The organism is Nocardiopsis protaetiae (genome assembly GCF_045446735.1).
Classification (GTDB): Bacteria; Actinomycetota; Actinomycetes; order Streptosporangiales; family Streptosporangiaceae; genus Nocardiopsis; species Nocardiopsis protaetiae.
Map to the genome: position 1 here is coordinate 1 of NZ_JBJJBV010000052.1, position 14,055 is coordinate 14,055.

Sequence of the window (14,055 nt, forward strand, 5' to 3'; positions counted from 1 at the left end):
TGTCACAGGAGCCCCACTGCGGTGTCGACGGCGGCCTCGACGTCGTCGTCGGCCGGGTACAGGAGTGAACGGCCCGCCGTCAGCCCGATGACGGTGGGCAGGGTCAGGGCCTTGGCCCAGCGCTCGTAGGCGGCCCCGGGGTCGGCGGTGACCTCGCCGCCCAGCAGGACCACGGGCAGGGTGCTGGCGGCGGCGACGCGTTCCATGCCGTCCACCACCGGCAGTTTGAGCCAGGTGCGGGCGGAGGAGTCGCCCAGTCCCGAGGCGATCGCGGCGGCGCGGGCCACCGCCTCGGTGGACAGGTCGTTGCGCAGTACGCCGCCGCTGCGCCGGGAGACGAAGGGTTCGACCATGGCCACCAGGCGGGCGGAGTTGAGCAGGCTCACCGCCCGGCCGCAGTGCTCCAGGACGGGGGCGGTGCGGCCGTCGGCGTAGTCCAGGCGCAGCAGCATCTTGCCGCCCTGGAGCCCGGCGCGGACCAGGCCGTCGGGGGTGTAGCCGGTGAAGCGGTCGTCGACCTCCCAGTCGGCCCCGGCCAGGCCGCCCCGGTTCATGGACCCGAACACGGACTTGCCGTCCAGGGCGCCGAGCAGCAGCAGGTCCTCGACGAGGTCGGCGGTGGCCAGCACCCCGGTCACCCCGGGTCGGGCCAGGGCGGTGCACAGCCGGTCGAGCAGGTCGACGCGGTCGGCCATGGCCAGCGGGCGGCCGCCGGTGGCCAGGGCGCCGCGGGCCGGGTGGTCGGCGGCGATGATGAGGACCCGCCCGGTGGGCCCGACCGGGGAGGTGGGCCGGGCCCGGCCGGCGGCCGCCTCGGCGATGGCGTCGGGGCGGTGGACCCGGGTGGCGACCAGGTCGCGGTAGCGGTCGGCGATCACGGGGCCTCCCCCGCGGGCCCGCGGTCGGCGGGCTCTCCATCGGCGGGCCCCCGGTCGGCGGGCACCGGCTCCGCGAGCAGGCGGTGGACCTCGGCGGTGGTGGGCATGGCGTCGGAGCAGGACAGGCGGGAGGCGACGATGGCCCCGGCGGCGTTGGCGAACCGGACGGTCTCGGCGATCCCCCAGCCGGAGAGCAGCCCGTGGCACAGGGCGCCGCCGAAGGCGTCCCCGGCGCCCAGGCCGTTGACGACCTCCACCGGGATCGGGGGTTCGCGGTGGGTGGCGGCGGCGGTGGCGACCAGCACCCCCTCGGGTCCCTGCTTGACCACGGCGGTCTCCAGGCCCAGGTCCAGGCCGCGGCGGGCGGCCTCGCCGGGGTCGCGGGTGCCCACGGCCACCTCCCACTCGTCGAGGTTGCCGCAGGCCACGGTGGCCAGGGGCAGGGCCCGGGCGACCTGGGCGCGGGCCTCCTCGCGCGAGTCCCAGAACATCGGCCGGTGGTCCAGGTCCAGGACGGTGTGGCCGCGGCGGCCCCGGATCCGCAGGGCCTCCAGGGTGGCGGTGCGGGAGGGCTCGCGGCACAGGCCGGTGCCGGTGACCCAGAACAGGCCGGCCCCGCCGATGGCGTCGGCGTCCAGGTCGGCGGCGTCGATGAGCAGGTCGGGGGCGGGGTCGCGGCCGTAGAAATACAGGGGGAAGTCGTCGGGCGGGAAGATCTCGCACAGGGTGACGGGGGTGGCGGTGCCCGGGACGGCGCGCACGTGCCGGTCGTCCACGCCGAACCCGGCCAGGGCCCGGTGGACGAACCGGCCCAGCGGGTCGTCGCCGACCCGGGTGACGACGGCGGCCGAGCGGCCGTGGCGGGCGGCGGCCACGGCGACGTTGGTGGGGCTGCCGCCCAGGTACTTGCCGAAGGAGGTGACCTCGTCCAGGCCCACCCCGACCTGGTCGGGGTAGATGTCGACGCCGACCCGGCCCATGGTGAGGACCTCGGCGGGGGCGGGCAGGCCGGTGGGGCAGGACCCGATCACGGGTGCGCCGTCTTCCGGTGGGGTGGTCACGCGGTCTCCTCCTCTCCTCGTTCTCCCGGTTCTCCTCGTCCTCCCGGCCGCCGGTCCCGGTTCAGGGCCGGACCTCGTCCACCCGCACCGGCCGGTGCTCGCGCCGGGACAGGTCGGCGGCGTCGGCGATGAGCACCGCCTCCAGGGCGTCGGCGACCGTGCAGGGGCTGGGCGAGCCGTCGCGGACCATGGCGATGAACGCGGCGATCTCCGCCTCGTATGCCGGGGTGAACCGGGACCAGAACTCCTCCCAGGGGTCGCCCGCCGGGAAGGCGGTGCCGGGTTCGGCCGAGCGCAGCGGCATCCGCTCGTCGAGTCCGACGGCGAGGGTGGCGCGTGTTCCGGCCAGTTCCATGCGCACGTCGTACCCGCCGCCGTTGTACCTCGACCCCTGGAGGGTGGCCAGGGTGCCGTCGGACAGCCGCAGCACGGCGGCGGAGGTGTCGATGTCGCCGTACTCGGCGAAGAAGTCGGCGCCCCGGTTGGCGCCGTAGGCGAAGACCTCCTCGACCTCCCGGCCGGTGACCCAGCGCAGGATGTCGAAGTCGTGGACGTGGCAGTCGCGGAACAGGCCGCCGGACCCGGCGATGTAGGCGGCGGGCGGCGGGGCCATGTCGCAGGTGGTGGCGTGGACGCGGTGCAGCTCGCCGAGTTCGCCGTCGCGCAGGGCCCGGTGGGCGCGCCGGTACCCGGCGTCGAACCGGCGCATGAAGCCGATGTGCACCTGGGCCCGGGCGCGTTCGACCTCGGCGAGCACCTGGACGGTCTCGGCGACGGTGGGGGCGACGGGTTTCTCGCAGAAGACGGGGATCTTGGCGGCGGCACCGGCGAGGATGAGGCCGGGGTGGGCCCCGGTGGCGGCGGTGACCACGAGGGCGTCGACCGCGCCGGGGGCGAGCAGGTCCTCGACCCGGTCGGCGGCCCGGGCGCCGGTGTGCTCGGCCGCCGCGCGGGCGCGGGCGGGGTCGAGGTCGGCGAGGAGCAGGTCGTCGACCTCGGGTCGGGCCGCCAGGGCGGCGGCGTGCGAGAGTCCGATGCGTCCGGTTCCGATGAGGCCAATGCGCATGGAGCGCCCTTTCAGGAACGAGGGGTGTGCGTCACGTCACACCGGCGTCCCCATCGTCACGCCGACCCCGTCCGGTGTCAAGAGTTTGTCTAGACATATGGACATCATGATCTCCGGTCAATCTGTACACTGGCACCGTGACCCAGACGCCTCTGTCGATCCCGTTGGACCGTGCCAGCCCGATCCCCCTCTACTTCCAGGTGGCCCAGGAGATCGAGCGCCGCATCCTGGAGGGCGAGCTGGCCGCGGGCACCCGCCTGGAGAACGAGGTGGTGCTGGCCGACCGGCTCGGCCTGTCCCGGCCGACCCTGCGGCGCGCCATCGAGTACCTGGTCGACCGGGGCCTGCTGGTGCGCAAACGCGGGGTGGGCACCCAGGTGGTGCGGCCCCGGGTGCGCCGCCCGGTGGAGCTGTCCAGCCTCTACGACGACCTCACCCGGGCCGGTGAGGAGCCCCGCACCGAGGTGCTGCGGCTGGCCGTGGAGGAGCCGCCCCCGGCGGTGGCGGCCGTGCTGGAACTGCCCGAGGGGGGCCGGGCGTACGCGATCGAGCGGCTGCGCCGCATCGGCGACGAACCGCTCGCTCTGATGCGCAACCACGTACCCGTCGACCTGGTCCGCCTGGACGAGGACGCCCTGCGCGGGCACGGGCTGTACCAGCTGCTGCGCGCGGCGGGGGTGCGGCTCAAGGTCGCCTCGCAGAGCATCGGCGCCCGCGGCGCCACCGCGGCCGAGGCGCGCGCGCTGGACGAGCGGCGGGGGGCACCGCTGCTCACCATGGACCGCACCGTCTACGACGACGTGGGCCGGGTGGTGGAGCACGGCTCCCACCTGTACCGGGCCTCGCGCTACTCCTTCGAGCTGACCCTCACCGGCTGACCCGCGCCCGCCCGGTCGAGGGCGGCGCGGGCCCCGGCGGGGCCGTGCCCGGCGTGTCCGCTCCCCTTCGGTGGGACCGGCGGCGAGGGTGGCGGGCATGACCACCACCGCCGCCCGGACCGGGTTCGTCGGACTGGCCCTGACCCGGCTGGTCGAACTGTTCATCCTGCTGCTCGGGGTCTTCCTCATCTTCGGCGGCGACCCGGAGGAGGACCTGGGCCTCCTCTTCCTGTGGGACGCGGCCGCCTTGCTCTACCTCGCCGTCGGGGTGGTGGCGGTCCGCCGCCGCGCGCTGGGGGCGCCGGGGGCCCGCGACGGCGCTCCCCGGCGGCGACGCCGGTGGGAGCACGTGCTGCGGCCCAAGCGGTTCATCCTGGTCTTCCCGGTGCTGGCGGGCTTCACCGGGCTCAGCGCCGCCCTGCTGGTGCTGGACTTCCGCGACGACGACGCGCTCGGCCCGGCGATCGCCGCCTTCGGCGCCCTCACCATGGTCCTGGGCTGGATCCTGCTGCACTCGGGCTACGCGCGCTCCTACCGCGCCCGCGACGAGGAAGAACGCGGCCTGGAGTTCCCCCGCACGGAGCACCCGACCATGCCCGACTACCTGTACTTCTCCTTCGTCATGGGATCGACGTTCGCGGTGTCCGACGTGGCGGTGGTCGGCACCCGGATGCGCTGGCACGTGATGCTCCACGGCATCCTCGCGTTCTTCTACAACGCGGTCGTGCTGGCCACCGCCATCGGCGTGATCACGGGGCGCTGACCCGGCGGCCCCGGAACGGGCGGCGACGGCGGCGTCGACGGCCGGGGGCACCGCGGGGATCGGGTCAGGTCAGGACCGGGTCGGGGGGAAGAGCGCGGCGCGCAGGGCCTCGGTCTGCGCCCGGCGGAAGTCCCGCACCACGCCGGTGTCCGCGAAGGGCACCTCGAACCCGTGGAAGGCGCCCGGCACGAGGGTCAGCGCGCACGGCACCCCGGCCTCCTCCAGGCGGCGGGCGTAGGCGACGTCCTCGTCGTGGAACAGGTCGTTGGTGCCCACCCCGATCCACGCCGGGGGCAGCCCCGACAGGTCCGCGCGGCGCGCGGGCGCGGCGTAGGGCGACACCCCCGCCGAACCCGGGGCGCGGCCCAGCAGGGCACTCCAGGCGTACCGGTTGGCCGACGGCGACCACAGGTACATGTTGGCGGTGTCGACGTCGGTGCGCAGCGCCGTGCGGTCGTCGAGCATCGGGTAGACGAGCAGCTGGAACACCGGGGCCGGGCCGCCCCGGTCGTGGCACAGCAGCGCCAGCGCGGCGGCCAGCCCGCCCCCGGCGCTGGCCCCGCCGACCGCGATGCGTTCGGGGTCGATGTCCAGCTCGTCGGCGGAGGCGGCCATCCAGGCCAGGGCGGCGTGGACGTCCTCCAGCCCGGCCGGGGCCGGGTGGCGCGGCGCCAGGCGGTAGCGGACCGCGACCACGGTGATGCCCAGGTCGCGGGCGAACGCGATGCTGCCCTTCTCGTCCTGCGCCGGGTGGCCGATCAGGTGGCCGCCACCGTGGACCCACAGCAGCGCCGGGGTGGTGCCGGTGGCCGACCGGGGCCGGTAGACCCACACCTCGACCGGCGGCGCCCCCGCCGGCCCGGGGACCGTGCGGTGCTCCACGGCCATGTCCGCGGGCACCCGGCCGGGCCGCATGCGGGACGTGAGCCAGCGCATGAGCCCCGCGGTGTTCCTGGTGACCGGAGGGAGGGGGAGGTAGCGGATACGGCGCAGCTCGGGGTGCAGCGGGGGCATGGTGACTCCTCGACTTTCCAGAGCCGCAGGTTATCCACAGCCTCCGACACCCGCCGCGCCAGCCCCCCGGACCTCGTAAGGTGTTGACCATGCGTTGACCCCGGCCCGGACGCGTCCGGGCACCGCCCGGCTCCTTTGCGACCCCTGCACCGTCCACCGCGAAGGAGATCCCACCCGTGCCCGTTTCCCTGCACATCGACGTTCCCGAGGCGCTGACCGCCTCCCACGGTTCCAGCGTGGAGGGCCGCGCCTGGCTCGCCGCCCTGCCCGCCCTGGTCCACGGCCTGCTGGACCGCTGGTCGCTGCGCCCCGACGGCCCCACCCGCAACGGCATGGCCGGGCTGGTGCTGCCGGTGCTGCGCCCCGATGGCACCCCGGCCGTGCTCAAGGCCCAGCCCGTCACCGAGGAGAGCGCGGGCACGGCCCTGGGCCTGCGCACCTGGAACGGCGACGGCGCCGTCCGCCTGCTGGAGCACGACCCGGCCACCGGCGGCCTGCTGCTGGAGCGCCTGGACGCCGCCCGGCCGCTGTCGGCGGTGCCCGACGACACCGAGGCCCTGGGGATCCTCGCCGGCCTGCTGGCCCGGCTGACCGCCGTCCCCGCCCCGGCGGGGCTGCGCACCCTCGCCGACGTTGCCGCCGCCATGGTGGCCCAGGTGCCCGAGGCCGTTCCGGAGCTGGCCCGGGAGGAGGACCGCGCCCTGGTGCGCACCTGCGCCGCCGCGGTCGCCGACCTCCTCGACTCCCCCGGCGACCGGCTGCTGCACTGGGACCTGCACTACGACAACGTGCTGGCCGCCGACCGGGAGCCGTGGCTGGCCATCGACCCCGAGCCGCTGGCCGGGGACCCCGGGTTCGACCTGCTCCCGGCCCTGACCAACCGGTGGGAGGAGATCGAGGCCCGCGGCGACGTGCCGCGGGCGGTGCTGCGCCGGTTCGACCTGCTCACCGAGCGGCTGGGGCTGGACCGGTCGCGCGCCGCGGGGTGGACGCTGGGGCGGGTGCTCCAGAACGCGCTGTGGCAGGTGGAGGACGGTGAGGACCTCCTGGAACCGGAACAGGTCGCGATCGCCGCGGCGCTGCTGGAGCACCGGTACTGAGGCGGGCCCGGGGGTCGGCCGGGGCGCGGGGCGGGGCGGGGCGGGGCGCAGGGCGGGGCCGCGGCCCCGCCCCGGGGACCGGGGTACGGGACCAGGGCACGGGGTACGGGATCGCACCGCCGCCCCAAGCGGTTCAGAGGGCCGACTCACGGGTCCAGGGCACGGGGGCCGGAGCCCGGGATACGGGATCAGCGCCAGGCGGGCGGGTCGGCACCCCACCGGGTGGGCGGGGTCGCCCAGTCGTCGGGCGCCCCGGCGTAGCCGATCGGCGGGCGGGCGTAACGCAGCTTGCCGTACGGGGAGTCGGCGGAGGTGAGCCACCGCTCGGGGTCGTGGGCGCCCCCGGACGCGGGCACGGGTTCGATGCCGTGCAGCAGCAGCCCGGCCGTCCCCGCCAGGGACAGGCGCAGGTCGCGGCCGCGGCCGTCGGCGGCCCGGTCGGTGAGGGCGCGCAGCACGGCGGCGGCCAGCAGGTACCCGGTGCCGTGGTCCAGGGCCTGGGCGGGCAGCGCGCCGGGGCGACCGTCCTCCCCCGCCTCCACGGCGGCGATGCCGACCCCGGCCTGCACCAGGCTGTCGAACCCGCGCCGCCCGGACCGGGGGCCGGACCAGCCCCAGGCGCACAGGGACGCGGTGACCACCCCGGGGCGGCGTTCGGCCAGGTCCTCGGGGGACAGCCCGTACCGGTCCAGGACCCCGGGGCGGTAGCCGGTGACCACCACGTCGGCCGTGGCCAGCAGGTCGTCGAACACCGCCCGGTCGGCGGGTGCGCCCAGGTCCAGCAGGGTGGAGCGCTTGCCGGGGGCGGTGTCGATGTGGGTGTCGCGGTCCTCGGGCAGGTGGGGGGTGTCCACCCGCAGCACGTCGGCGCCGAGCAGGGCCAGGGTCCGGGTGGCCACCGGTCCGGCGATCACCCGGGTCAGGTCGAGCACCCGCACCCCGGCGGCCGGCAGGTCCGCGGGGCCCAGGGTGCGGTCGGCCGGGCCCCACATCAGGCGTTCCTCCACCACGGGCGGCCGGGTGGGGTCGGGGTGGTCGGCCACCGCCACCGCCAGGCCCCCGGCGGCGTACACGGCCTCCTGTACCTGGCGGGCCTGCCGCCCGGCCAGTTCCCGGCCCAGGGTCTCGGCGTCGGTGTCCGCGGCCAGGTCCAGGGCGGCCAGCAGCCGCTCGCGGTGGTGGGGGTAGTTGGCGTGGGTGCGCACCCAGCCGTCGGCGGTGCGCCAGAACCCCGACAGCGGCGCGAACGGCACCATCGGGCGCCCGTCCACCCGCAGGTGGCGTTCGCTGACGAACGCGGTGGCCACCGCGCCCTCGTCCACCTCCACCGGCCGCACGGGGGCGCCGCCGCGCGCGGCCAGCAGCTCGGCGGCGGCCAGCGAGCACACCCCGACGGTGGCGCGGGCCAGCTCCCGCACCGGCAGCCGGGCGGGGAGCACCGCCCCGGCACCCCGGTAGGACACCCCCTCGGCCAGGCGGGGCGGGCCGCCCAGCGCGGCCCAGAGCACGGACGTGGTGACGTCGGTTCCACCCATAGGGGCATTGTGCCCAACGGGAGTGGACAGCCCCGGCCCCGGGTCCCGGCTGCCCGGCATCGTCCCTGTTCGGGCACCCGGAAACCGCACGCCGCCGGGGATGGCCGCCACCGGGCCATCGCACTGGCCAAACTTGACTACTGCGGTGCGGTGGCCCTGAGGGGTGGGCCTCCGCCGTCCCGGCAGGGGCGGCGGACACATGCGGCTCGGTGTTCGCTCCGCCCTGGCCGCCGGCGGTCCGGATAGACTCGTGGCGGCGATGGATCCCGCCGGGGCACCCGCCCGAACCGCCGGTCGGCTGATGGTTCCTGCACCGTGTTCACGGGGCGGGTCCGGCCTGCCCGGAAAGGGTCGGCGATGACGCGCACACCACCGGCGTCGGCCGGTGACCAGCACGCCCCTGAGCGCGGCCGGCCGGAAGGACACGGCGAGCGCACGGGACCGGTTTCCGGCCCCGGCCCGCGCATCCTCGGCTTCGCGCTGCTGGTCGCGGCCGGGTCCACGGTCGGCACCTTCGTGCGCGCGGGCCTGGGGACGGCCTTCCCCGCGGCCGAGGGCCAGTGGCCGTGGGCGACCTTCGGCATCAACGTCCTGGGCAGCCTGCTGCTGGGCGTGCTCCTGGAGGCCCTCTCCCGCGCGGGCGAGGACACCGGGTGGCGCAGGCGGGTCCGGCTGGCCGCGGGCACCGGTGTGCTCGGCGGGTTCACCACCTACAGCACCTACGTGCTCGAAATCGACCGGCTCGCCGGTGCCGGGCACCTGCCCGTCGCCGCGGCCTACGCGCTGGTCAGCGTTATCGCCGGTGTCGCCGCGGCGGGCCTGGGCGTGGCCGCGGTGGCGGCGGTGGCGCGCCGCGCGGGAAGGGGGCACCGGTGACCCTGCTGCTGGTGACCGCGCTGGCCGGCGGGCTGGGCGGGGCCGCCCGCTTCCTCGTCGACACCGCGCTGGCCTCCGTCAACCGGACCGCGCTGCCGCTGGGCACCCTCGTGGTGAACGTGTCCGCCTGCCTGCTGCTGGGCCTGCTGACGGGGTACACCCTCGCCCACGCCCACCCCGGTGCCCTCACGGCGGTCGCCGGGGTGGGGTTCCTGGGCGGCTACTCGACGTTCGGTACCGCGTCGGTCGAAGCGCTCCGCCTGCTGCGCACCGGCGCCCGCGGCACCGCGTTCGTGTACGCCGGGGGCATGCTCCTGGGCGGCCTGCTCGCCTCCACCCTGGGCCTGCTCCTCGGGGGCCTGCTCCCCTGACCGGGCCCCGGCCGCCCCGGGGAGGCGAACGCGATCCGGCCGGGGAACCCGGCGGCCATCGCGAGCGGCGGACCACCGGCCAGAACCGGCGCGGGCCCGCACCGGGGCGGCGCGCGGGCTACGGATTGCGGGTCAGGAAGGCCCGCCGGGCCTCGGTGTCCCCGCCGACGAACGGCAGCACCCCGAACAGCGTGATCGCGACCGGGCGTTCGAGGTCCAGGGTCGCGGCCGCCCGGTCCAGGACGGGGGGCGGGGTGTTCACGGCACCGCGTTTCACAAAGGGGACGGGGGCGCCGCACAGCCCAGGGGACGAGGGTTGTGCGCGCCCGGGCCGATCAGTGGAGGCGGAGGAACACCTGCTCGTTCAGTGCCCGCGGGGTGGGCTCGCGGCCGCGCAGCGCCGCGGGGGGCTCCAGGTGCCCGGCCGCCACGAGTTCCTCCATGAGGGCCCAGATGAACTCGTGCGCCAGGATGAGGGCGCCCTGGTGCCGGTCGGTGTCGGGGATCGCCGCCCGCAGCTCCCCGGCGCGTTCGATCGTCCGAGCGATCGTTTCGGCGATGTCCAGCGCGTGGTGGTGGAGGGCGTCGCCCGCGGCCAGGACCGGGATCCCGGTCTGCGCGGCCGGGTCCTCCAGCAGCCGCCGCACCGCCGCGGAACCGGACAGCTTCCGCAGGGCCGGGGCGGTGTCGCGGGTCCAGACCATGACGAGTGTCGCCGCGGCCCCGGGCAGTTCGTTCACCCCGGCGCCGCCCTCGTTGGGCGGGTGGATCGCCCAGAAGGCACCGTTCCAGTAGGGGCGCTCGATGCTCAGTTCGGTGGACGGTGCCAGGCCGCGGGCGCGGAGGCGGTCCCAGAGCAGTCCGTCGACGGCGTGGCCGAAGACGACCGTGTAGTCGTGTCCGGTGTGCCCGCGTCGGCGCAGCTCCGCGGCGATCGCGGCGACCTCGCCGCCGATCCCGGGCAGCGAGTCGGCGGCCAGTCGGCGGATGCGCGGCCGCAGCGGCGCGAGGGCCTCGGGTCCCACCACGGGGAACGCGGTGGTGACCCGGTCGCCGTCGGTCGTGATGAGCCCGTACAGCCGCAGGAGTTCGAGCCGGCTCTGCGAGGGGGTCACCCCGCGCGCCCGGAGTTCGGCCAGGGTGGTGCCGCCCCGCGCGTGGTGGAGCAGGACGCCGTTGTCGTCCATGGCCACCACCGCGTGCGGGGTGCTGCGGGCCCCGAGTGCGAAGGCGTGCAGCCCCCACCGGGCGAGGTCGGCCGGGACGTCGTGGTCACCGGGGGAATGCGTCATCGTCCGCTCCAATGTGGGTGCAGGGCCGGTGGTGTCGGGCAGCCTACCGGCGCACCACCGGGGTGCGGTCGGCCGCGACGGCGGGGACCCCGGCGGCGGGGCGGCGGCCGGCGCGGACGCCGTTGGCGATGACCAGGACCTCGGCGAGCTCGTGGGGGAGGACGACCGCCGCCAGCCCCAGCACCCCGAACGCGGACAGCGGGACCAGGACGAGCAGGATGGAGCCCGACAGCAGCAGGCTCTGGAGCATGATCCGCCGGGCGCGGCGGGCGTGGGCCAGCGCCCGGGGCAGCACCCGCAGGTCCTCGCCCATGAGGGCGACGTCGGCGGTCTCCACGGCCACGTCGGTGCCCATGGCGCCCATCGCGATGCCGGTGTCGGCGGTGGCCAGGGCGGGGGTGTCGTTGACGCCGTCGCCGACCATCGCCACCGGGCCGTGCCGGCGCAGGTCGGTGACCAGGGCCGCCTTGTCCTCGGGGCGCAGGTCCGCGTGGACCTCGCCGACGCCGACCTGGGCGGCCAGGGCGCGGGCGGTGCGTTCGTTGTCGCCGGTCAGCATGACGGTGCGCACGCCCATGCGGTGCAGGGCGGCGACCGCCTCAACGGCCTCGGGGCGCAGCTCGTCGCGGATCGCGACGGCGCCGACCACCCGGCCGCCGGCCTCGACCAGGACGGTGGTGGCGCCCTGTTCCTGGAGGCGGGCCACGTCAGCGGCCAGCGGTCCCGGGTCGAGGTAGCCGGGGCGGCCCAGCCGCAGGGGCACCCCGTCCGGGCCGGTGCCGGTGAGGCCGCTGCCGGTCACCGCCGCCACGTCCCGGGCGGGCACCGGGTCGGGGTGGGCGGCCAGGATCGCGGCGGCCAGCGGGTGTTCGCTGCGCGCCTCCAGGGCGGCGGCCGCGGCGAGGACCTCCTCGCGGGTGTGTCCGGGGGCGGGTACGACGGCCACCACGGCGGGTGTGTTGCGGGTGAGGGTGCCGGTCTTGTCCAGGGCGACGACCTCGACGGTGCCGAACGCCTCCAGGGCGGCCCCGCCCTTGACCAGCACCCCCGACCTGCTGGCCGCGCCGATGGCGGCGACCACGGTGACGGGGACGGAGATCGCGAAGGCGCACGGGGAGGCGGCGACCAGCACCACCAGGGCGCGTTCGATCCACACCCCCGGATCGCCGAACACCGAGCCGACCGCGGCGATCAGCGCCGCGGCGACGAGGACGCCCGGCACCAGCGGGCGGGCGATCCGGGCGGCCAGGCGCTGCGCGGCGCCCTTGCGGGCCTGCTCGCGTTCGACGATGTGCACGACCCGGGACAGGGAGTTGTCGGCCACCCGGGCGGTGACCTCGACCTCCAGGGCGCCGCCGCCGTTGACGGTCCCGGCGAACACGGCGGTGCCCGCGGCCGCCTCCACCGGCACGGACTCGCCGGTGACGGTGGAGGTGTCCAGGGTGGAGCGGCCCGAGCGCACGGTGCCGTCGGTGGCGACGCGCTCCCCGGGCCGGACCAGAAGCAGGTCGCCCACCCGCAGGTCGTCGGGCGCGAGGGTGGCCTCGCGGCCGTCGCGCAGCACGGTCGCGCGGGCGGGGACCAGGTCCAGCAGCGCGCGCAGGCCGCGGCGGGTGCGGGCGACGGCGTGGTCCTCCAGCGCTTCGGCCAGGGAGAACAGGAAGGCGAGCATGGCGGCCTCGCCCACCTCCCCGAGCAGGACGGCGCCGGTCATGGCCACGGTCATCAGGGTGCCCACGCCGAGCCTGCCGCGGGCCAGGGCCCGCAGGGTGCCGGGCACGAACGTCCACCCGCCCGCCGCGATGGCGGCGGCGAACAGCAAGGTCGCGACGACGGGGACGTCAGCCAGCCACCCGGTGAGCGTCCCGGCCAGCCAGAACACCCCGGCGGCCCCGGCCCAGCGCACGGCGGCCGAGTGCCACCACGCGCCCGGCGCCTCCTCCGGTTCGGAGGCGGGGGAACCGCAGGTGGGGTCGCCGCAGCCGTCCGCGTCGGCCGCCGCCTCCGCGGAGGTGTGCTCCCCGGCCCCACCCGAACAGCAGTCGTCGGCGCCGGTGGCCGGACGGTCGTGCCCGTGGGCGTCGCCGCCCGAGCAGCAGGAACAGGTGACCTCGGCCGGGCCCCGGGATCCCAGGGCGGGCGCGAGGTCCAGCAGGGGGCGCTCCCGGCGCGGCGCCGGGGCCCCGTCATCGCCGCAGCACAGGTCGGACACGGCTCAGCCCCCGCTCACAGCGGACTCAAGTTCGGGGTCGGGCAGCAGCAGGGACAGCAGGGCGCGGCCGGTGTCGGTGAGGCGGTACATGACGAGCTTGCCGTCGCGCCGGGAGGCCGCCAGCCCGGCGGTGCGCAGTTGGCGGACGTGGTGGGAGACGAGGTTCTGCGCGGCGGAGCAGACCCAGGCCAGGTCGCACACGCACAGCTCCTCCCCCACCGCCAGGGCGCGGGCGATGCGCAGCCGGGTGGGGTCGGCCAGGGCCTTGGCGCGGTCGGCGGCGGGCCGGACGTCGTCGTCGGCGGGCACCAGGGCGCGGACCGCCTCGGCCTGGGGCAGGTCGAGGCAGAGGAGATCACAGGAGTCGGAGGACATACCAACAAACTAACGCTCGTTGATATGTTGGGTCAACGCCGAATCCCCCCGAACCCCACTCGACCCCCACCGAAGCGACCATTCGGAAACCCTGCGCGTCGACACCGTCACCCTTGGTAGTTTCCCCGTGTCCGGCGGTCCCCTCCGCCGGTGACCCCCGAGACACGAGGAGCTTCATGGGCACCCCCCGCGCGCAGATGGCGCACCACCTCCCCGAGGCCTACACCGAACTGCTCCGCCTGGGCGCGGTCCTGGACGGGGCCCTGGACCCCGGCCTGCACACCCTCGTCAAGCTCCGCACCGCCGTCCTCAACGGCTGCGCCTTCTGCGTCGACCTGCACACCCGCGAGGCCCTGGAGGCCGGGGCCTCCCCGCGGCGGGTCGCGCTCGTGGCCGCCTGGCGCGAGGCGGGCGGCCACTTCACCGAGGTCGAGCGCGCCGTCCTGGCGGTCGTGGACGCCCTCACCCGGCTCGACGGCGGCGGCCTGCCCGACGAGGTCCACGACGCGGCCGCCGCGCACCTGTCGGAGCGGGAGATGGTCGCGCTCGTCACCGCCGTCGGCCTGGCCAACCTCTACAACCGCCTGGGGATCGGCACCGGCATGACCCCGCCGGTGCGCTGACCGCGAGGAGC

General features: G+C 76.4%; 15 protein-coding genes and 1 riboswitch. Of the genes, 6 read left to right on the forward strand and 9 right to left on the reverse strand.

The features are described 5' to 3' along the window. Positions 1-2: 2 nt before the first annotated feature. From ACJOT3_RS11015 to ACJOT3_RS11025, 3 genes are all read right to left on the reverse strand, one after another. Positions 3-878 carry a Cgl0159 family (beta/alpha)8-fold protein gene (locus ACJOT3_RS11015; RefSeq protein ID WP_406971566.1) on the reverse strand — a complete coding sequence of 292 codons (876 nt, stop codon included), beginning with the start codon at positions 876-878 and terminating at the stop codon, positions 3-5. Beyond that, positions 875-1,909, reverse strand: a complete 1,035-nt coding sequence (gene iolC / locus ACJOT3_RS11020; protein ID WP_421536137.1) for a 5-dehydro-2-deoxygluconokinase — start codon at positions 1,907-1,909, stop codon at positions 875-877. The genes ACJOT3_RS11015 and iolC overlap by 4 nt, the downstream gene beginning before the upstream one ends. Before the next feature lie 91 nt (positions 1,910-2,000). Next, entirely contained in the window at positions 2,001-3,005 is a 1,005-nt protein-coding gene (locus tag ACJOT3_RS11025; RefSeq protein ID WP_406971568.1) for a Gfo/Idh/MocA family protein, read from the reverse strand. 137 nt (positions 3,006-3,142) lie between these two features. On the opposite strand from ACJOT3_RS11025, the gene ACJOT3_RS11030 reads away from it, so the two are divergent. Further along, complete coding sequence (locus tag ACJOT3_RS11030) at positions 3,143-3,883, forward strand: GntR family transcriptional regulator (RefSeq protein ID WP_406971570.1); 741 nt, start codon at positions 3,143-3,145, stop codon at positions 3,881-3,883. A gap of 97 nt (positions 3,884-3,980) precedes the next feature. Then, on the forward strand, positions 3,981-4,646 hold the full coding sequence (locus tag ACJOT3_RS11035; RefSeq protein ID WP_406971572.1) for a DUF1345 domain-containing protein: 666 nt from the start codon (positions 3,981-3,983) through the stop codon (positions 4,644-4,646). Positions 4,647-4,715: 69 nt separating this feature from the next. Here ACJOT3_RS11035 and ACJOT3_RS11040 read toward each other — a convergent pair whose 3' ends face one another. Further along, positions 4,716-5,660, reverse strand: a complete 945-nt coding sequence (locus ACJOT3_RS11040; protein WP_406971574.1) for an alpha/beta hydrolase — start codon at positions 5,658-5,660, stop codon at positions 4,716-4,718. A gap of 176 nt (positions 5,661-5,836) precedes the next feature. Here ACJOT3_RS11040 and ACJOT3_RS11045 point away from each other — a divergent pair, with 176 nt between their 5' ends. Next, a complete protein-coding gene (locus tag ACJOT3_RS11045) occupies positions 5,837-6,760 on the forward strand; it encodes an aminoglycoside phosphotransferase family protein (RefSeq protein WP_406971576.1) in 924 nt (307 codons plus the stop codon). Positions 6,761-6,948: 188 nt separating this feature from the next. Here ACJOT3_RS11045 and ACJOT3_RS11050 read toward each other — a convergent pair whose 3' ends face one another. After that, positions 6,949-8,295 carry a CoA transferase gene (locus ACJOT3_RS11050; RefSeq protein ID WP_406971578.1) on the reverse strand — a complete coding sequence of 449 codons (1,347 nt, stop codon included), beginning with the start codon at positions 8,293-8,295 and terminating at the stop codon, positions 6,949-6,951. Between the two features lie 246 nt (positions 8,296-8,541). Then, a riboswitch (Fluoride riboswitch) is annotated at positions 8,542-8,613 on the forward strand. A gap of 39 nt (positions 8,614-8,652) precedes the next feature. Here ACJOT3_RS11050 and ACJOT3_RS11055 point away from each other — a divergent pair. Together ACJOT3_RS11055 and ACJOT3_RS11060 are read left to right on the forward strand one after the other, a co-directional pair. Further along, positions 8,653-9,171, forward strand: coding sequence for a fluoride efflux transporter FluC (locus ACJOT3_RS11055; RefSeq protein ID WP_406971580.1), 519 nt, complete (start codon positions 8,653-8,655; stop codon positions 9,169-9,171). After that, the gene (locus tag ACJOT3_RS11060; protein WP_406971582.1) at positions 9,168-9,542 is read left to right on the forward strand and encodes a fluoride efflux transporter FluC; all 375 of its coding nucleotides are present in this window, start codon (positions 9,168-9,170) and stop codon (positions 9,540-9,542) included. The genes ACJOT3_RS11055 and ACJOT3_RS11060 overlap by 4 nt, the downstream gene beginning before the upstream one ends. 118 nt (positions 9,543-9,660) lie before the next feature. On the opposite strand, the gene ACJOT3_RS11065 is transcribed toward ACJOT3_RS11060, so the two are convergent. The 4 genes from ACJOT3_RS11065 to ACJOT3_RS11080 form a co-directional block, all read right to left on the reverse strand. Beyond that, the gene (locus ACJOT3_RS11065; RefSeq protein WP_406971584.1) at positions 9,661-9,804 is read right to left on the reverse strand and encodes a hypothetical protein; all 144 of its coding nucleotides are present in this window, start codon (positions 9,802-9,804) and stop codon (positions 9,661-9,663) included. A gap of 73 nt (positions 9,805-9,877) precedes the next feature. After that, positions 9,878-10,834 (reverse strand): hypothetical protein, encoded by a 957-nt coding sequence (locus ACJOT3_RS11070; RefSeq protein WP_406971586.1) that lies wholly within the window; start codon positions 10,832-10,834, stop codon positions 9,878-9,880. Between the two features lie 43 nt (positions 10,835-10,877). Further along, positions 10,878-13,046 carry a heavy metal translocating P-type ATPase gene (locus ACJOT3_RS11075; protein ID WP_406971588.1) on the reverse strand — a complete coding sequence of 723 codons (2,169 nt, stop codon included), beginning with the start codon at positions 13,044-13,046 and terminating at the stop codon, positions 10,878-10,880. A gap of 3 nt (positions 13,047-13,049) precedes the next feature. Beyond that, positions 13,050-13,421 carry an ArsR/SmtB family transcription factor gene (locus tag ACJOT3_RS11080; RefSeq protein ID WP_406971590.1) on the reverse strand — a complete coding sequence of 124 codons (372 nt, stop codon included), beginning with the start codon at positions 13,419-13,421 and terminating at the stop codon, positions 13,050-13,052. A 176-nt stretch (positions 13,422-13,597) separates the two neighbouring features. Here ACJOT3_RS11080 and ACJOT3_RS11085 point away from each other — a divergent pair, with 176 nt between their 5' ends. Then, positions 13,598-14,044: a carboxymuconolactone decarboxylase family protein gene (locus tag ACJOT3_RS11085; RefSeq protein WP_406971592.1), complete on the forward strand. Its 447-nt coding sequence runs from the start codon at positions 13,598-13,600 to the stop codon at positions 14,042-14,044. The last annotated feature ends 11 nt before the right edge of the window (positions 14,045-14,055 follow it).